Here is an 18,066-nt window from a genome sequence, read left to right as displayed (position 1 = left end):
TGCGTCGCGCGGTTCCTTGCCGCGCGACGCAAAAAAGCGTCAATCCTGTTTTCCCAGGAATGACGGCCCTTCGCCGATGATCTTCTTGTCTTCCTTGCCGATGATTTCGAGATCGCGCCCCTCATAGGGCAGAGACGAAAGGATGCGCCGCATGACCGCCAGCCGCGCGCGCCGCTTGTCATTGGCCCGTACGATGATCCATGGCGCGAATTCCTTGTGGGTGCGTTCGAACATTGTGTCGCGCACCTTGGTGTAGTCGTCCCACTTGGTGATGCCCGCAACGTCGATGGGCGAAAACTTCCAGCTCTTCAGCGGGCTGTAGCGGCGGTCGTGGAAGCGCTCGAGCTGCGTTTCCCGGCCGATGTTCAGCCAGAATTTGAAGAAGTGAATCCCCTCGTTGGAGATCATCCGCTCGAAATGCGGCGTCTCGTCGAGAAACTGCTCGTGCTGCTGCGGCGTGCAGAAACCCATCACCGGCTCGACGCCGGCGCGATTGTACCAGGAGCGGTCGAAGGTGACGAATTCGCCTGAAGTCGGGAAGTGGTCGACATAGCGCTGGTAGTACCATTGCCCCAGTTCGGTCGGGGTCGGCTTGGTCAGCGCCACGTTGCGTGCGGTGCGCGGATTGAGGTACTGGCGCACCACGAAGATCGTGCCGCCCTTGCCGGCAGCGTCGCGGCCCTCGAACAGCGCCATCACCCGTTTGCCGGTCGACTGCAGCCAAGCCTGCGCCTTGACCAGCTCGATCTGCAGCTTCTCGAGCGTCTCGTCATACTCATCACTTTTCATCTTCTTGTCGTAGGGATAGCCGCCGGCAGTCAGCTTGTTGTCCTCGACCCAGTCGGGAAGCACGGGGTTTTCGATGTCGAACTCCCGTTCCTTGCCGCCGATCCTGATCTTCAGCGGCCCCGAAGTTGGCGCGGCGGGACTTTCCTTGGCTTTTTTCATCGAGACGAACCCTTTCCAGCTTCCGGACTCATGCTATGGGGAGCCTCCGGAACGGTCTAGTGGAAGTTTTTCCGCCACCGTGGACCGGGTGCGAAGGCATGGGGTGCGGGCCCGCGGGCAGATGGCTGACCTGGACACAGAGCAGAGAGGCATCACGCAAACCATGGCCGCACGGCTGTGGAACAGCCGCTGGCTGCTTGCGGCCGGCGTCGTCGCGGTCGTCGCCGTTTATGCCTTGGCCGGGATTTCAGCCTATATCGTCCTCGCGGCGCTGCTGTTGCTGCTTGCAGCGGCAATACTGCCGGCCGCCGGCGCGCGCCAATCCACCGGCAGCGGAGCTGCCATCGAGGCCACCGGCCTACAGAGGCTCTCGGGTGAATATCTGGCCGCCGCCGTCGCCGATCCGCTGATCATCTTCGACCGGGCTGCCACCATCGTCCATGCCAACGCCGCCGCCTTCGCCGCTTTCGGCGGCATCGCGCCAGGCATGTCGCTGTCGCTGAAATTCCGGGCGCCGGAAATGCAGGCTCTGCTGGATGGCGTGCTATCGGGCGACGTCGCCTCCGATGTCGTCGACTACATGGAGAAGCTGCCGGTCGAACGGGCTTACCGGGTGAGCGTGTCCTCGGTCGGTCATGCCACCGATCTCTATGTGCTGGTGTTCAAGGACCAGAGCGAAACGCGCAGGATCGACCGCATGCGCGCCGACTTCATCGCCAATGCCAGCCACGAACTGCGCACCCCGCTTGCCTCCATCGCCGGCTTTATCGAAACGCTGCGCGGACCAGCCCGCAACGACGCGGCGGCGCGCGACCAGTTTCTGCAGATCATGCAGAGCCAGACCGGCCGCATGGCGCGTCTGATCGACGATTTGTTGTCGCTGTCGCGGCTCGAGATGAAACCCTATCTGAAGCCGGGAACCGAGGTGGACCTGCGCCAGACCGTCGACAGCGTCATCGACTCGCTCGGACCGCTGGCCAGCGAAAACGCCGTTGCCATCGAGCGGCGCTACGCCGACGGACCGCTTCATGTGCCTGGCGATCGCGATGAGCTTTTCCAGGTTTTCGAGAACCTCCTGGAAAACGCCTGCAAATACGGGCAGTCGGGTGGGCGCGTGGTTGTATCCATAGCGCATAGCGATGCCGGATCAGAGCCGGGCATCGACGTGACGATCAGGGACTTTGGCCCTGGCATTCCCGAGGAGCACATTCCGCGCATTACCGAGCGCTTCTATCGCGTCGATGTCGAGACCAGCCGGACCCAGAAAGGCACCGGCCTCGGCCTGTCGATCGTCAAGCATATACTGACGCGCCACAACGCCCGGCTTTCGATCAAGTCCGAAGTCGGCAACGGCGCGGCATTCTCGGTTTATTTGCCGGCGCACTGATACCGCCCTAATTCAAGGGGACTGTTTCTTTTTTCTGTCATCCGGCTAGCGTATCAGCGGGGATTCGAGGAAACGACTCAAAATCAAAACACCCCGTGGGAAGGCATTTTGCCATGCAGTCCGTGCACATCGTCAGCGCTTATGACGAGGAGTTGAAATATCTGTCGAAGCGCATCGCCGCGATGGGTGGCCATGCCGAGCGCATGGTCGAACAGGCGGTCACCGCTCTCGTCAATGCCGACCCGGGCCTTGCCCAGAAGGTCATCCGCGACGATACCGTACTGGACGAGGGCCAGCGCGAAATCGACGACAAGGCGATCATCATCATTGCAAAGCGTCAGCCGATGGCGGCGGATTTGCGCGAGATCGTCGGGACCATCCGCATCTCCGCCGACCTCGAACGGGTTGGCGATCTCGCCAAGAATGTTGCCAAGCGGGTGGTCGCCGTCACCGACGGACGCCAGCCGACCAGCCTGTTCCGCGGCCTCGAGGCCCTCTCCAACCTGGCGTTGACCCAGCTCAAGGAAGTGCTCGACGTCTACGCGTCCCGTTCGGTGGAGAAGATCGGCTTCGTGCGCGATCGTGACGACCAGATCGACGCCATGTACACATCGCTGTTTCGCGAATTGCTGACCTACATGATGGAAGATCCGCGCAACATCACGCCCTGCACGCATCTGCTGTTTTGCGCCAAGAACATCGAGCGTATCGGTGATCACGCCACCAACATAGCCGAGACCATCTATTACATCGTCACCGGCGATCAGCTGCCGGCTGAGCGGCCCAAGGGCGACAAGACCGACAAAATCAGCCTTTCCGAGACGCAGCCGGTGAAGTGAACGCCGCCTCTCGAACCGTCACCCGATTTACGATAAGCTTTCCGGGCTTTGCCTCTATCCTCGTCCGTGGATTTGCTCCGGGAGGTCGTGATGGAAAATGTTCGGAACCTGACCCCGGCGCCTGCGCCGATATCCGGCATTATCGCTTGCGGCGTTTACACGGCGGGGCGCCGCATCGCCGACATTCCCATCGAGGAAGCCGGCGAATGGGCAAAAAAATCCGGTCACGTCGTCTGGATCGGCCTGTTGGAGCCCGACCGTAACCTGTTGCTGCGCGTCCAGGCGCAGTTTCACCTGCATGAGCTGGCGATCGAGGATGCCGAGCACCCGCACCAGCGGCCGAAGATCGAGCAATATGGCGACGCCTTGTTCATCGTCGCCCGCACCGCGCAGCTGATCGAGGGCCGGGTCACCTTCGGCGAGACCCATTTGTTCGTCGGCTCAGGCTACATAGTCAGCGTCAGGCACGGTCCCTCGACGTCCTATGCCGCCGTTCGTCAGCACTGGGAAAGCTGCCCGCACTCGCTGGCCAAGGGCGAGGATTTCGTCCTCTATGCCATCCTCGATTTCATCGTCGACAATTACATGCCGGTGCTCGAGCAGATCGAGGACGAGGTCGAGGCGATCGAGGACAAGGTTCTGCTGAAGCCGATGACCGCTCCCGACATAGAGCGGCTCTATATGCTGCGCCGCGATCTCCTGCGCCTGCGCAATGCCGCGCTTCCGCTGGTCGAAGTCTGCCGAAGGCTGACCAGCGCCGAGCTGCCGCAGATCCACACCGCCATGCATCCGCTGTTCCGCGACGTCACCGATCACATCCGCACCGTTCAGGAGAAGATCGACAGCCTGCGCGAGGTGCTGGCATTCGCTTTCGAGGCGAGCTTGCTGGTCGGCCAGAGTCAGGAAACGGCCAACACCAAGAAGCTCGCTTCCTGGGCCGCAATCCTGGCGGTGCCGACGGCGCTCGCCGGCATTTACGGCATGAACTTCAGCGACATGCCGGAACTGAAGATGGAATACGGCTACCCGGTGGTACTGGCCACGATCGCGCTGATCTGCGCGTTTCTGTATTGGCGGTTCAGGAAGAATGGCTGGTTGTGAAGTAGGGCAGTAGGGCAGTAGGGCAGTAGGGCAGTAGGGCAGTAGGGCAGTAGGGTGGCATTTCGTGAGCGCGACTTTCCGCGCACATACTGCCCTACTGCCTTACTCCCCTATTCCCTTATCTACCTGCTCCGCCGCCGCTCCGATGCCGGCTGGAATGCCACGCGGGCGTGGTACTTGCAGTAGGGACCGGTTTCGGCGGCATCGTTGCCGCAGAAATGGAAGTCCTCTGAAAGCGGATCGCCGTTCGGCCATTTGCAGGTCCGCTCGGTCAGCTCGACCAGCTGCAGATGCCGCGAGATCGGCAGCACGACATTTTCGACCGGGCGGATGTAATGGCGTGCCACGGGTTCGGCGTCGAACTGCGTCTGCAAAGCAGTGGCGCCGACCGATGTCGTGACATGGCGTGCCGTGGTTGCGGCGCGTGATACCGATTTCTGGATGGTCGATCCTTGCGCTGCCTTCTTCTGGCGTGCCGGCGTGGCGGTCGAGCGACCGCGGCCCGACAGTTTCAGCCGATGCACCTTCCCGATGACCGCATTGCGGCTGACCCCTCCAAGCTGCGCAGCAATCTGGCTTGCGCTCAGACCCTCCGACCACAGTTTTCTCAAGAGTTCTACCCGCTCGTCAGTCCAGTTCATGAGACCGCGCTCCTCTAAGCGTGCGGCAATCGGAATCCTTCTCCCGACCCGGCAACATTTGCCAGGGCAGACACCACATATATCTGGTGATTAGGTCCGCCGCACGAAATCTAGTTATTTCTCGACTACAACTACTCTATGCGCTGACTCGGTGACAAGAGTCCCAAGTGCAACACGAATCGGTTTTTTCGGTTTTCCCCAACTTGCCCGGTCGCTTATGAGCCGGCGTCCCGTCGAGGGGCTTGCCGCGCGCCACTACGCGACGTTTTCGTTGACTTCATGGCCGAAAAACAGGATAAGCCGCACAGGCCGCCGCTTTGGCGGCTTTTTTGATTTTCCGGTACCGGAGACGCATATAATGAGCGGTTCGGCGCTTTACGAGACCTTTGCTCGCGCACCCCTGGCCTTCGACCACGGGGAAGGCACATGGCTGATTACCGACAAGGGCGAGCGATATCTCGATTTCGCCGGCGGCATCGCCGTCAATTCGCTGGGCCACAGCCACCCGCACCTGGTCGCCGCACTCACCGAGCAGGCAGCCAAGCTGTGGCATGTCTCCAACCTCTACGAGATCCCCGGGCAGAGCCGGCTTGGCGAACGGCTGGCCGACGCCACCTTCGCCGACAAGGTGTTCTTCACCAATTCCGGCGCCGAGGCGCTGGAATGCGCGATCAAGACGGCGCGGCGCTACCATTTCGTCAAAGGCCATCCCGAGCGCTTCCGCATCATCACCTTCGAAGGCGCCTTCCATGGCCGCACGCTGGCGACCATCGCGGCTGGCGGCCAGTACAAGTATCTCGAGGGCTTCGGCCCCAAGGTCGAAGGTTTCGACCAGGTCGGCTTCGACGACATTGACGCCGCCGAAAAGGCGATCACGCCGGAGACGGCCGCGATCCTGATCGAGCCGGTGCAGGGCGAGGGCGGTATCCGCCCGGTGCCGACGCAGTCGCTGAAGCGGCTCAGGCAATTGTGCGAGCAGCACGGCCTGCTGTTGATCTACGACGAGGTCCAGTGCGGCATCGGCCGGACCGGCAAGCTGTTCGCACATGAATGGTCGGGTGTAACGCCCGACATCATGGCGATTGCCAAGGGTATTGGCGGCGGCTTTCCGATGGGCGCCTGCCTTGCCACGGATGAAGCGGCTGTCGGCATGACCGCCGGCGTGCATGGCACCACGTTCGGCGGCAACCCGCTTGCCATGGCGGTCGGCAACGCCGTGCTCGATGTCGTGCTGGAAGACGGCTTCCTCGAAGATGTCCAGCGCAAGGCGCTGCTGATGAAGCAGGGTCTGGCGTCGGTCGCCGACGAGTTTCCCGAAATCATCGAGGACATCAGGGGTGCCGGGCTGATGCTCGGCCTCAAATGCGCCATGCCCAACACCAAGGTGAACATGGCCTTGCGCGACCAGCACCTGCTGACGGTTCCGGCCGGCGACAACGTCATTCGCCTGTTGCCGCCGCTCACCGTCACCGACGCCGAGATCCATGACGCGCTCAACCGCATCCGCGCCGGCGCCAAGGGCCTGGCGGAGGCGATCGCTTCCGCCGCGGCGAAGTAATCCCGGAATCATTGCTGATGTCAGTTCGCCATTTCACCGATCTTTCCACCGTTTCCGAAGGCGACCTGCGCTTGATGCTGGACGACGCGGTGGTGCGAAAGGCGCGGCTCAAGGCCGGCGAGCGCACCAAACCGCTCGAAGGCAAGGTGCTCGCGATGATCTTCGACAAGCCGTCGACGCGCACGCGCGTCTCCTTCGACGTCGGCATGCGGCAGCTCGGCGGCGAGACCATCATGCTGACCGGCACCGAGATGCAGCTCGGCCGTTCCGAGACCATCGCCGACACCGCCAAGGTGCTGTCGCGCTATGTCGATGCGATCATGATCCGCACCACCTCGCATGAGCGGCTGCTGGAATTGACCGAGAACGCCACCGTGCCGGTGATCAACGGACTGACCGACGATACCCATCCCTGCCAGTTGATGGCCGATATCATGACCTTCGAGGAACATCGCGGTCCGGTAGCCGGCAAGACCATCGCCTGGACCGGCGACGGCAACAATGTGCTGCATTCCCTGCTCGAGGCCTCGGCCCGGTTCCGCTTCAACCTCAACGTCGCCGTTCCCGAAGGCAGCGAGCCGGCGCAGAAGCATATCGACTGGTCGCAGGCGCATGGCGGCAAGCTGCACTTCACCCGCTCGCCCGAGGAAGCCGTCGATCAGGCCGACTGCATCGTCACCGATTGCTGGGTGTCGATGGGCCAGGAGCATCGCGCCCGCGGCCACAATGTGTTCTCGCCCTACCAGGTCAATGCCAAGCTGATGGCGAGAGCCAAGCCGGACGCGCTGTTCATGCACTGCCTGCCGGCGCATCGCGGCGAGGAAGTGACAGACGAGGTTATCGACGGACCGCATTCGGTGGTCTTCGACGAGGCCGAGAACCGGCTCCATGCCCAGAAGGCCGTGCTTGCCTGGTGTCTAGGCGCTTGAAGTGTCTGGGCGCTTGATCCCTGGGAGCTTGATCTGCGGGCGTGTGATGCCTATTTGCGCCGCATCACGCAAATCAAGCGCGTTTCGACGCATGCGCCCCGGAGGGCGGCATGGCCGCGCCCTGGAGCTTTGTCATGTTGGAAACCTATCAAGTGACTGAACATCACCCCAAACTCGGCGAATTCGGCTATGCCGGCGACGATCACGTCGTGCCGTTCGAGGTCGGCCCTCTCGACGTGCGCGGCCGCACGGTCCAACTCGGGCCGATGCTGGACGCCATCCTCAGCCGCCACGATTATCCCGAGCCGGTCGCCCGCCTGCTGGCGGAGGCCTGTGTGCTGACCGTGCTGCTCGGCACTTCGCTGAAGTTTGAGGGCAAGTTCATCCTGCAGACCCGCACCGACGGACCCGTCGACATGCTGGTTGCGGATTTTTCCACGCCCTCGGCGCTGCGCGCCTATGCGCGTTTCGATGCCGACCGGCTGGAAGCGCTGGTCGCGGCGGGCGAAACCTCCCAGCAGACGCTGCTCGGCAGTGGCGTGCTGGCGCTGACCATCGACCAGGGCGCCCATACGCAGCGCTATCAGGGTATCGTCCAGCTCGATGGCGAGACCCTGGAAGACGCGGCACGCACCTATTTCCGTCAGTCGGAGCAGATCCCGACGGATATCAGGCTGTCGGTGGCCAAGCTTTTGACGCCCGGTCCCGGCGGCGCCCGCGAGCAATGGCGCGCCGGCGGTATCCTGGCGCAGTTCCTGCCGCAGTCGCCCGAGCGCATGCGCGTCCCGGACCTGCCGGGCGGCGATGGCGATCCGCGTGAGGAGATCCACGATCCGGTCGACAATTCCTGGCAGGAGTTGCTGGCTCTGCTCGGCACCATCGAGCCGACCGAACTGATCGACCCGACGATCGGCGCCGAGCGGCTGCTCTACAGGCTGTTCCACGAGCATGGCGTGCGCGTCTTCGGCGGCGTTCCGGTCGCCGACCAGTGCTCGTGCTCCAGGGACAAGATCCGCGGCATCCTCGAGGGTTTTTCCGCCCAGGAGATCAAGGACAGCACCGAAGACGGCGGCATCCACGTCGCCTGCGAATTCTGTTCGAAGCAATATGATTTCGACCCGGCGGAATTTGCGGCCCAGTAGAGTAGAAACCACGCCTCACCGGTCGCTCCGCGGCCGGTGAGGCGAAATCAATTCACCGTCCGCCGCGTCCCCGGCAAGTCCAGCGAAAACGCCGGAATGGCGATGTCGAACGTCTCGCCCCGCTTGTTGCGCATCGTGTAATGCCCGACCATGATGCCGGACGGTGTCGAGAGCGGGCAACCGGACGTGTACTGGTAGCTGTCGCCGGGATTGAGTTCGGGCTGGTCGCCGACCACGCCGGGGCCGCGCACTTCCTCGACCCGGCCGGTGCCGTCGGTGATGTGCCAATAGCGCGACAGAAGCTGCACGAAATCGTCCGACTGATTGTCGATCGTTATCTGATAGCCCCAGACATAGCGGTTCTCAGAGGGATCCGAACGGTCCTCCAGATAGAACGGCCTGACCTGCACTTCGATGTTGCGCGTGACGGCGCTATACATAAGCGGCTCCAAAAAACGGTTCCAGCGGAACTTTCGGCGCTCCGTGCGGTTAGGTCAACCGATCGAAGCCTCCTCTGGCCGACCTCGCGGGCAGGTGCCGACAAAGAATGTCATTTAAGTGACATATGACAATGATGGTGTGCGCGGACTGGTGACGCGCGACTCGGGCGCTCTGTTGAACTGTTGAAACCGGCCATCTTGCGGACCGGTTTTCCTGGAGTGACCGGATCTCGATGCAACTCACTCTCATAGCCGCCACGCTTTCAACCGTCCTCATCCTCTCGAATCTCGCCAGCATCGTGCTCGCCGCGTCGCGTCTGAGACGGCGTCGCACCATTGCGCCGCCGGCCGGCAAGCCGCGGCCGGTGTCGATCGTCGTGCCGTCGCGCGGCGTCGAGCCGTTCACGCAGGAGACGCTGGAGCGCGCCTTCTCGCTCGACTGGCCGCGCTATGAGCTGATTTTCTGCGTCGCCCATGCCGACGATCCGGTGGTCAAATTGATAAACAGGACGATCGTCCGGTTTCCGAAAGTGCCGGCCCGGCTGCTTGTCGGCGACGACCGCATCAGCGCCAATCCGAAACTCAACAATTGCGTCAAGGGCTGGGAAGCGGCGCGGCACGACTGGGTCGTCCTGGCCGATTCCAACGTGCTGATGCCGAGGGACTACATCCAGCACCTGATGGCTGCCTGGCGGCCCGGCACCGGCCTTGTCTGCTCGACGCCGATCGGCTCGCGGCCGGCCGGCTTCTGGGCCGAGGTCGAATGCGCTTTCCTCAACACGCTGCAGGCGCGCTGGCAATATGCCGGTGAGGCGCTCGGCCTCGGCTTTGCCCAGGGCAAGAGCATGCTCTGGAACAAGCCGATGCTCGATGCCAATGGCGGCATCCGCGCGCTGGCCGCCGAGATCGCCGAGGATGCCGCTGCGACCAAGCTGGTGAACAGTCTCGGCCTGCGCGTCAATCTCGTCGCCGCCCCCTTCGAGCAGCCGCTTGGCCGGCGCTCGTTTGACGAGATCTGGTCGCGTCAGGCCCGTTGGGCGCGCCTGCGCCGCGTCACTTTCCCGCTGTTCTTCGCACCCGAAATCCTGACCGGCGCCGTGGTGCCGCTGGTGCTTGCGCTGATTGCAGCGGCAAGCGCCGGCTTCAGCCTCTGGGCAACCGCCCTTGCCGTGCTGGCGGCCTTCTATCTTCCGGAGTGCGCCCTGGCCTGGTCCAAGGGCTGGTACCTGTCGCCACGCATGGTCGCCGCGATCATGGCGCGCGACCTGATCCTGCCGGCGATGTGGGGGCGCGGTTGGCTCGGCGGCGCCGTCGACTGGCGCGGCAATGCGATGACCATCGGCACCAAGACGGCCGAGCTGGAAGAGACGCCGTCCGGCGCCTGAAGGCCTCCTACCTGGCCCCCTTCAGCGCCTGCGCGATGTCCTCGAGCAGATCGTCGGTATCCTCCAGGCCAACCGACAGCCTGAGCGTGCCCGGCCCGATGCCGAGCTCGGCGCGCGCCTCGTCGCTGAGATTTTTGTGCGTCGTCGTCGCCGGGTGGGTGATCAGGCTCTTGGCGTCACCGAGATTGTTGGAGATCAGGACGATGTCGAGCGCGTTCTGCAAGGCGAAGGCCGCCTGCTTGCCGCCCTTGACGTCCAGGCAGATCAGCGTCGAGCCGCCCGACATCTGCTTCTTGACGATGTCGGCCTGCGGATGGTCGGCGCGGCCGGGATAGATGACGCGCGCGATTTCCGGCCGTTCGGCCAGAAAATCGGCGATCCGGCCCGCACTTTCCGTCTGCTGGCGTACGCGCAGCGGCAGCGTTTCCAGGCCCTTCAGCAGCGTCCAGGCGTTGAAAGGCGAAAGGCTTGGGCCGGTATGGCGGAAATAGTCGTGCAGGTTCTCGTCGATCCACTTCTTGTCCGACAGGATGACGCCGCCGAGACAGCGCCCCTGGCCGTCTATGTGCTTGGTCGCCGAATAGACGACGATATGGGCGCCGAGCTGCAAGGGCTTCTGCTGCAGGGGCGTGGCGAAGACATTGTCGACGATCAGCCTGGCGCCGATCGAATTGGCAAGCGAAGCGACAGCGGCGATATCGACCACTTCCAGCGTCGGATTGGTCGGGCTTTCCAGGAAGAACAGCTTGGTGTTCGGCTTGACCGCCTTTTCCCAGTTGGCGATGTCGGTGCCGTCGACCAGTGTCGCCTCGATGCCGTATCTCGGCGCCAGCGTCTCGACCACCCAGCGGCAGGAGCCGAACAGCGCGCGTGCCGCCACGATATGGTCGCCGGCCTTGGCGCTGCACAGAAGGGCGGCCGTCACCGCCGCCATGCCGGACGCGGTGGCGCGCGCGTCTTCGGCACCTTCCAGCGCGCACATGCGCTTCTCGAACATGTCGACGGTCGGATTGGCGTAGCGCGAATAGATGAAACCCGGCTCTTCGCCCTTGAAACGGGCTTCGGCGGCTTGCGCCGTTTCGTAGACATAGCCTTGGGTGAGATAGATCGCTTCTGACGTTTCGCCGAAACCGGAACGCAGCGTTCCGCTGTGCACGAGTGCCGTCTGAGGCTTCCAGTTGCGCTTCTTGGTGCTCATCGCTTTTCTTCCAGACACAAAAAAACCGGCCGCGAAAGTCGCAACCGGTCCATACGGCCTTGCGGCCCGACGGTCCTTTAGCGACTTGTTTAACGTGGCTGCAAGCCGACCGGCCAAATCACCACGGGATAACGACCCTTTAGACCCGCACCGCGCTTGCGTCAATTGCCGGCTTCATTAAGAGGTTTGTACCAAGCAGGAGTGGAGCCTTGCGGCAGACAGGCATTCTTCCCGACCAGGACATATCGGCGCTGTTCCAGTCCGGCGCGCTGAAGTCGGCGCGTGCGCTCGATGCCGACCAGATCCAGCCGGCCAGCCTTGATCTCAGGCTCGGCGACAAGGCCTGGCGGGTGCGCGCCTCCTTCCTGCCCGGCCCCAATCACAAGGTCTCGGAAAAGCTCGACCGGCTGCAGCTGCACGAGATCAATCTGGCCGAGGGCGCGGTGCTGGAGACCGGCTGCGTCTATATCGTGCCCCTGCTTGAAAGCCTGGCGCTGCCGGCGGACATTTCAGCCTCGGCCAATCCGAAGAGCTCGACCGGGCGGCTCGACATCTTCACCCGCGTCATGACCGATCGCGGCCACGAGTTCGACAAGATCGCCGCCGGCTATCATGGCCCGCTCTTTCTGGAAGTCAGCCCGCGCACCTTCCCGATCGTCGTCCGCACCGGGTCGCGCCTGTCGCAGATCCGTTTCCGCATCGGCAATGCGCTGCTCTCGGAAGCCGAGTTGCACGACCTGCATCGCACGCAGATGCTGGTCGCCACCGAGCCGCCGAACATTTCCGGCGGCGGCATCGCGCTGTCGATCGACCTCAACGGCGATCAAAGCGGCTTGGTCGGCTATCGCGGCAAGCATCACACCGGCCTCGTCGATGTCGACAAGCGCGCGGCCCAGGAAGTCGTCGACTTCTGGGAACCGATCCACAAGAGCGGCGCCGGCGAACTGGTGCTCGACCCCGATGAATTCTACATCCTCGTCAGCCAGGAGGCGGTGCATGTGCCGCCGCTCTACGCCGCCGAGATGACGCCCTTCGATCCGCTGGTCGGCGAATTCCGCGTCCATTATGCCGGCTTCTTCGATCCGGGCTTCGGCCATTCCGCGTCCGGCGGCACCGGCAGCCGGGCGGTGCTGGAAGTGCGCAGCCATGAAGTGCCGTTCATCCTCGACCACGGCCAGATCGTCGGCCGGCTGGTCTACGAGCATATGCTGAAGCGGCCGCAGGCACTCTACGGCACCGATCTCGGCTCCAACTACCAGGCGCAGGGCCTGAAGCTGTCCAAGCATTTCCGCGCCGCGCGCTGACACTCATTGCCCCAAGGCAAAATACTTGCCTGTGCCGGTTCGGCATGCTTGGCTGCCTTGCCGCCCGTCAAGCTGGCGGCGTTCAAGGGGAACCAAGAAAATGCGATTTTCGAAATGGGTCATATCGGCGGCGGGCGCTGCCATGCTGGCAATGCTGGCCGGCTCTCCGTCGGTGCAGGCGGCGGAGAAAATCAAGATCGGCACCGAGGGCGCCTATCCGCCGTTCAACACCATCACCGCTGACGGCAAGGTGGAAGGCTTCGACATCGACATCGCCAATGCGCTGTGCGCGCAGATGAAGGTCGAATGCGAGATCGTTACCCAGGACTGGGACGGCATCATTCCCGCTTTGCAGGCCAAGAAGTTCGACGCCATCATCGCCTCGATGAGCATCACCGAAGAGCGCAAGAAGCAGGTCGCCTTCACCAACAAATATTATACGACACCGCTGGCTCTGGTGGCGCCGAAGGACACCGATCTCACCTCGACCGAACCGGCGGCCCTTGCCGGCAAGACGGTCGGTGCCCAGGCTTCGACCACGCAAGCCGACTATGCCCAGAATGAATATGGCAAGGCGGGCGCGGAGGCCAAACTCTATCCCACCCAGGAAGAGGCGATCACCGACCTGACCAACGGTCGTCTTGACGCCGTGATCTCGGACAAGTTCGTGCTGATGGACTGGCTGAAGAAGGCAAGCGACGGCTGCTGCAAGCTGGTCGGCGACGTCAAGGGTACCGAGACCCAGGCCGGCATCGCCGTGCGCCTGGACGACACGGCCCTGCGCGACAAGCTCAACGCGGCCATCGACGCGATCGTCGCCGACGGCACCTACAAGAAGATCCAGGCCAAGTATTTCGACTTCGATATCTATTGAGGCAGAGGCGCCTTTTTCCTTCTCCCCTTGTGGGAGAAGGTGTCGCCGGAGGCGACGGATGAGGGGTGTTCCAGGGAACGCCAACGTTTCACTCCGCTGGAACACCCCTCATCCGTCTCGGCGCTAACGCGCCGATCCACCTCCCACTTGGGGAGAAGGAAAGGCGCGCTCTCAAAGCGCCTTCACAGCCACCTTCACCGGCTGCTCGATCTCAAGCGGGTTGCGCAGCGGCAGGCCGAAATCCCCGGCCTCGATCTCGAAGACATCGCCGGCCTCGGTCGTGATGCCGTCGGCGAAGGACAGTGTCGCCGTGCCGAACATGTGCACATGCACGTCACCCGGCTGGCGGAAGGCCGCGTATTTGAAATGATGATGTTCGAGGTTGGCGATGGTGTGCGACATGTTCGCTTCGCCGGACAGGAACGGCTTCTCCCACAGCACCTCGCTGTCGCGCACGATGCGCGAGGTGCCGCGGATGTCGGACGGCAGGTCGCCGATCAGGATCTCCGGCCCGAACGAGGCGTTGCGCAGCTTGGAATGCGCGAGGAACAGATAGTTCACGCGCTCGGTGACGTGGTCGGAAAACTCGTTCGACAGCGTGAAGCCGACGCGGAAAGGTGCGCCGTCGTCGCCGATGACGTAGATGCCGGCGACCTCGGGCTCTTCGCCGGCGTCCTTGGCAAAGGCCGGTGACAGGAGTGCGGCGCCTGGTGCCACCGCCATCGTGCCGTTGCCTTTGTAGAACCATTCCGGCTGCACGCCGATCTGGCCTTTCGCCGGCTTGCCGCCCTCCAGCCCCATGCGGAACATCTTCATGGAATCGGTGAGCTGCTCCTCGCCGTCGGCGCTCAGCTTCTTGTGCATGGAATCGCGCGTCGCGGCGGAGCCGAGATGCGTCAGCCCGGTGCCGGTCAGGTGCAGATGCGCCGGATCGGGGTGATTGATCGGCGACAGCAGCCGCCCCTTCTTGTAAGCGGCCTCGAGATCGACCGTCTCGCCAAGCCCCTTGCGTTCGATCAGCGCGACGAGGCCGACGCCGGTGCGGGCGGCCTCCATCGCCAGCGAATAGACGCTGCGGGCGCCATTGATGATCCGGGTCTTGCCGCCATTGCGGGCGACGACGCGGATGGTCTCGGCGTCGTCAAGGATCTGGGAGATCAGCATGATGAATCCTCTCTCATTTGCCTTGGCAGGGCTGCCAAAACGGCAAACCTTGCTCAGCGCGGCCGGGACCTCGTCCATGCCACGGTTTAAATTCTCAGTTCGGATTGCGCTCGCGGGCCTGGTCCCTCAGGGACTTCTGTTACCGGCGGGTTGCCGGCAGCGTCGCGATCGTATGCCTCCTGCTTTCCTCGACCAGAGCAGTTCACCGTTTCACGGAAACGGCGAACCGCTCTAACTCATTGTCTAGGCGCAATTCCGGGCGGAAAACCGTTTCACACTTTTCCTGGAATTGCTCTTAAGTCCGTTCAAGCCTTGTTCTTGTTGTAGACGTCGAAGATCACGGCGCCGAGCAGCACCAGGCCTTTGACCACCTGCTGCCAGTCGACATTGACGCCCATGATCGACATGCCATTGTTCATCACGCCCATGATGAAGCCGCCGACCACCGCGCCGATGACCTGACCGACGCCGCCCATCGCCGAGGCGCCGCCGATGAAGACGGCGGCGATGACGTCGAGCTCGCTGCCGAGGCCCGCGGCCGGCACCGCCTGTCCCAGTCGCGCCGCGATGATCAGGCCGCCGAGCGCCGACAGCACGCCCATATTGATGAACACCATCAGCGTCAGCCGCTCGGTGTTGATGCCTGACAGCTGCGCGGCCTTGGCATTGCCGCCCATGGCGTAGATACGGCGGCCGATGGTCATGCGCTTGGTGACGAAGACGAACAGCGAGATCAGCACGCCCATGACGAGCAGCACGACCGGCAGGCCTCTGTAGCTGGCGAACTCATAGACCAGGAACAGCGCCAGGGCGCTGGCGACCAGCGTCTTGACGACGAACAGGGCAAAGGGCTCGGCCTCATAGCCATGGCGTTCGCGCTTGCGACGCGTCCTCACCCCGAAATAGGCATAGGCCAGCACGGCGATCAGGCCCAGCACGATCGTCGTCATGTGCAGCGTCAGGCCGCTGCCCATGATGGTCTTGCCGGCCGCGTTCACTGTCGGCGGGATCAGCGTCAGCGGGCCGATGACATCCGGGATGAAGCCCGAACTGAGCATTTTGAAGTCGTCGGGAAGCGGACCGACCGAGGATCCGCCGCCCAGCAGCGCCTGGCAGATGCCGCGGAAGATCAGCATGCCGGCCAGTGTCACGATGAAGCTCGGTATTCTGTGATAGGCGATCCAGTAGCCTTGCGCCGCCCCGATCAGGCCGCCCACGACGAGGCAGATGATCGAAACCACCAGCGGATTGCTGAGCGGTCCAAGTTGCCAGATGACCATCATGTTTGCCGCCAGCGCGCCGATGAAACCGGCGACCGATCCGACGCTGAGGTCGATATAGCCGGAAACGATCACCAGCAGCATGCCCAGCGCCATCACGATGATGAACGAGTTCTGCTGCACCAGATTGCTCAGGTTCACCGGCTTGAACAGCGTTCCCGACGTGGTGAACTGGAAGAACAGCATGATGACGATCAGCGCGATGATCAGGCCGTATTCGCGCAGGTTCGTCGCCAGCGCCGAGACGGCGATGCGTGGACGCTGCTCTTCGGCGACATTGCCGTGCGGGGCGGGGGCGCTTTCGGTGCTCATGCTGCTTTTCCTTCTCCACGAACGATGGCGCGCATTATTTTTTCCTGGCTTGCTTCCGCGGCGGGCATTTCGCCCACGATGCGCCCTTCGTTCATGACGTAGATGCGGTCGGTGATGCCGAGCAATTCCGGCATTTCCGACGAGATGACCACGATCGCCTTACCCTCCGAGGCGAGTCGCGCGATGATCGTGTAGATTTCGTACTTGGCGCCGACATCGATGCCGCGTGTCGGCTCGTCGAGGATCAGCACGTCCGGGTCGGCGAACAGCCATTTCGACAGCACCACCTTCTGCTGGTTGCCGCCGGAAAGATTGCCGGTCAACTGATAGACGCTGGAAGCGCGGATATTGGTCTTCTTGCGATAGTCGTTGGCAACGGCGAGCTCGCGCATGTCGTCGATCACGCTGTGGCGGGCCACGCCGCCGAGATTGGCCAGCGTGATGTTGTGCTTGATATGGTCGATGAGGTTGAGCCCGTAGGTCTTGCGATCCTCGGTGACGTAGGCGATGCCGTGTTGGACCGCCTTGCTTACCGAGGACACATCGATCGGCTTGCCCTTGAGCAGCACCTCGCCTGTGATGCGGCGGCCGTAGGAGCGGCCGAACAGGCTCATGGCGAATTCGGTGCGGCCGGCGCCCATCAGCCCGGCAATGCCCACCACTTCGCCCTTGCGCACATTGATGTCGATACCCTTGATCACCTGCCGCTCGGCATGGAGCGGGTGATAGACCGACCAGTTCTTCACCTCGAACACGATCTCGCCGATATCAGGCTCGCGCGGCGGATAGCGGTCGTCGAGGGAACGACCGACCATCGAGGTGATGATGCGGTCTTCGGAGATGTCCTTCTTGGCCAGCGTCTCGATGGTGCGCCCGTCACGGATCACCGTCACCTTGTCGGCGACCCGGTTGATCTCGTTGAGCTTGTGCGAGATCAGGATCGAGGTCATGCCTTGCCGCTTGAATTCGAGCAGCAGGTCAAGCAGCGCCTGGCTGTCCTTTTCGCTGAGCGATGCCGTAGGCTCATCGAGGATCAGGAGCTTGACCTCCTTGCTCAGCGCCTTGGCGATCTCGACCAGCTGCTGCTTGCCGACGCCGATATTGGTGATCAGCGTCTTGGGGTCCTCCTTGAGGCCCACCTTCTTCAACAGCGCACTGGTGCGCTCCTCGTTGGCGTCCCAGTCGATGACGCCGAATTTCGCGTGCTCGTTGCCGAGGAAGATGTTTTCGGCGATCGACAGCATCGGCACCAGCGCTAGCTCCTGGTGGATGATGACGATACCCTTGTGTTCGCTGTCCTGGATGCCCTTGAACTGGCATTCCTGGCCTTGGAAGATGATCTGGCCGTCATAGGTGCCGGAGGGATAGACGCCCGACAGCACCTTCATCAGCGTCGACTTGCCGGCGCCGTTTTCGCCGACCACGGCGTGGATCTCGCCTTCCTCGACGCTGAGATTGACGTTCGACAGCGCCTTCACGCCGGGAAACGTCTTGGTGATGTCGCGCATCTCCAAAATCGTCGGGGCCATGGGGACTACCGCTCCTTGAGAGCTCGGCAAACATT

The 18,066-nt window shown here is 63.0% G+C and carries 16 protein-coding genes and 1 riboswitch; of the genes, 9 read left to right on the top strand and 7 right to left on the bottom strand.

Annotation, left to right across the window (positions count from 1 at the left end; all coding sequences use genetic code 11):
* Window positions 1-39 precede the first annotated feature (39 nt).
* On the bottom strand, window positions 40-948 hold the full coding sequence (gene ppk2 / locus A9K65_RS32145; RefSeq protein WP_013533648.1) for a polyphosphate kinase 2: 909 nt from the start codon (window positions 946-948) through the stop codon (window positions 40-42).
* A 121-nt stretch (window positions 949-1,069) separates the two neighbouring features.
* On the opposite strand from ppk2, the gene A9K65_RS32140 reads away from it, so the two are divergent.
* From A9K65_RS32140 to A9K65_RS32130, 3 genes are all read left to right on the top strand, one after another.
* The gene (locus A9K65_RS32140) at window positions 1,070-2,335 is read left to right on the top strand and encodes an ATP-binding protein (protein WP_064995698.1); all 1,266 of its coding nucleotides are present in this window, start codon (window positions 1,070-1,072) and stop codon (window positions 2,333-2,335) included.
* Window positions 2,336-2,448: 113 nt separating this feature from the next.
* On the top strand, window positions 2,449-3,174 hold the full coding sequence (gene phoU / locus A9K65_RS32135; protein ID WP_013533646.1) for a phosphate signaling complex protein PhoU: 726 nt from the start codon (window positions 2,449-2,451) through the stop codon (window positions 3,172-3,174).
* 90 nt (window positions 3,175-3,264) lie between these two features.
* Window positions 3,265-4,275, top strand: a complete 1,011-nt coding sequence (locus A9K65_RS32130; protein WP_013533645.1) for a magnesium and cobalt transport protein CorA — start codon at window positions 3,265-3,267, stop codon at window positions 4,273-4,275.
* A gap of 122 nt (window positions 4,276-4,397) precedes the next feature.
* Here the strand turns inward: A9K65_RS32130 and A9K65_RS32125 are convergent, their stop codons facing one another.
* Window positions 4,398-4,916 (bottom strand): GcrA family cell cycle regulator, encoded by a 519-nt coding sequence (locus A9K65_RS32125; RefSeq protein ID WP_064995697.1) that lies wholly within the window; start codon window positions 4,914-4,916, stop codon window positions 4,398-4,400.
* Window positions 4,917-5,274: 358 nt separating this feature from the next.
* Here A9K65_RS32125 and A9K65_RS32120 point away from each other — a divergent pair, with 358 nt between their 5' ends.
* From A9K65_RS32120 to A9K65_RS32110, 3 genes are all read left to right on the top strand, one after another.
* The gene (locus A9K65_RS32120; RefSeq protein WP_063170013.1) at window positions 5,275-6,474 is read left to right on the top strand and encodes an aspartate aminotransferase family protein; all 1,200 of its coding nucleotides are present in this window, start codon (window positions 5,275-5,277) and stop codon (window positions 6,472-6,474) included.
* Window positions 6,475-6,491: 17 nt separating this feature from the next.
* Window positions 6,492-7,403 carry an ornithine carbamoyltransferase gene (argF, locus tag A9K65_RS32115; RefSeq protein ID WP_013533642.1) on the top strand — a complete coding sequence of 304 codons (912 nt, stop codon included), beginning with the start codon at window positions 6,492-6,494 and terminating at the stop codon, window positions 7,401-7,403.
* Window positions 7,404-7,513: 110 nt separating this feature from the next.
* Entirely contained in the window at window positions 7,514-8,545 is a 1,032-nt protein-coding gene (locus tag A9K65_RS32110; protein ID WP_013533641.1) for an Hsp33 family molecular chaperone, read from the top strand.
* A gap of 47 nt (window positions 8,546-8,592) precedes the next feature.
* Here A9K65_RS32110 and apaG read toward each other — a convergent pair whose 3' ends face one another.
* Complete coding sequence (apaG, locus tag A9K65_RS32105; RefSeq protein ID WP_013533640.1) at window positions 8,593-8,985, bottom strand: Co2+/Mg2+ efflux protein ApaG; 393 nt, start codon at window positions 8,983-8,985, stop codon at window positions 8,593-8,595.
* 233 nt (window positions 8,986-9,218) lie between these two features.
* On the opposite strand from apaG, the gene A9K65_RS32100 reads away from it, so the two are divergent.
* Entirely contained in the window at window positions 9,219-10,370 is a 1,152-nt protein-coding gene (locus A9K65_RS32100) for a ceramide glucosyltransferase (RefSeq protein WP_064995696.1), read from the top strand.
* Window positions 10,371-10,377: 7 nt separating this feature from the next.
* Here the strand turns inward: A9K65_RS32100 and A9K65_RS32095 are convergent, their stop codons facing one another.
* Window positions 10,378-11,568 (bottom strand): O-succinylhomoserine sulfhydrylase, encoded by a 1,191-nt coding sequence (locus A9K65_RS32095; protein ID WP_064995695.1) that lies wholly within the window; start codon window positions 11,566-11,568, stop codon window positions 10,378-10,380.
* 57 nt (window positions 11,569-11,625) lie between these two features.
* Window positions 11,626-11,703: riboswitch (SAM riboswitch) on the bottom strand.
* Between the two features lie 74 nt (window positions 11,704-11,777).
* On the opposite strand from A9K65_RS32095, the gene A9K65_RS32090 reads away from it, so the two are divergent.
* Window positions 11,778-12,872, top strand: coding sequence for a 2'-deoxycytidine 5'-triphosphate deaminase (locus tag A9K65_RS32090; RefSeq protein WP_027161719.1), 1,095 nt, complete (start codon window positions 11,778-11,780; stop codon window positions 12,870-12,872).
* A 100-nt stretch (window positions 12,873-12,972) separates the two neighbouring features.
* Window positions 12,973-13,746 (top strand): ABC transporter substrate-binding protein, encoded by a 774-nt coding sequence (locus A9K65_RS32085; RefSeq protein WP_050596217.1) that lies wholly within the window; start codon window positions 12,973-12,975, stop codon window positions 13,744-13,746.
* A 171-nt stretch (window positions 13,747-13,917) separates the two neighbouring features.
* Here A9K65_RS32085 and araD1 read toward each other — a convergent pair whose 3' ends face one another.
* The 3 genes from araD1 to mmsA form a co-directional block, all read right to left on the bottom strand.
* Complete coding sequence (gene araD1, locus A9K65_RS32080) at window positions 13,918-14,910, bottom strand: AraD1 family protein (RefSeq protein WP_013533635.1); 993 nt, start codon at window positions 14,908-14,910, stop codon at window positions 13,918-13,920.
* 305 nt (window positions 14,911-15,215) lie between these two features.
* Complete coding sequence (gene mmsB / locus A9K65_RS32075) at window positions 15,216-16,502, bottom strand: multiple monosaccharide ABC transporter permease (RefSeq protein ID WP_013533634.1); 1,287 nt, start codon at window positions 16,500-16,502, stop codon at window positions 15,216-15,218.
* On the bottom strand, window positions 16,499-18,031 hold the full coding sequence (gene mmsA, locus A9K65_RS32070) for a multiple monosaccharide ABC transporter ATP-binding protein (RefSeq protein ID WP_013533633.1): 1,533 nt from the start codon (window positions 18,029-18,031) through the stop codon (window positions 16,499-16,501). Before mmsA ends, mmsB begins: the two co-directional genes overlap by 4 nt.
* Window positions 18,032-18,066 lie beyond the last annotated feature (35 nt).

Source organism: Mesorhizobium sp. WSM1497 (assembly GCF_001672455.2).
GTDB classification, from domain to species: domain Bacteria; phylum Pseudomonadota; class Alphaproteobacteria; order Rhizobiales; family Rhizobiaceae; genus Mesorhizobium; species Mesorhizobium ciceri.
Note: the sequence above shows the minus strand (reverse complement) of the source record. Positions and strands in the feature narration are given on the sequence as shown.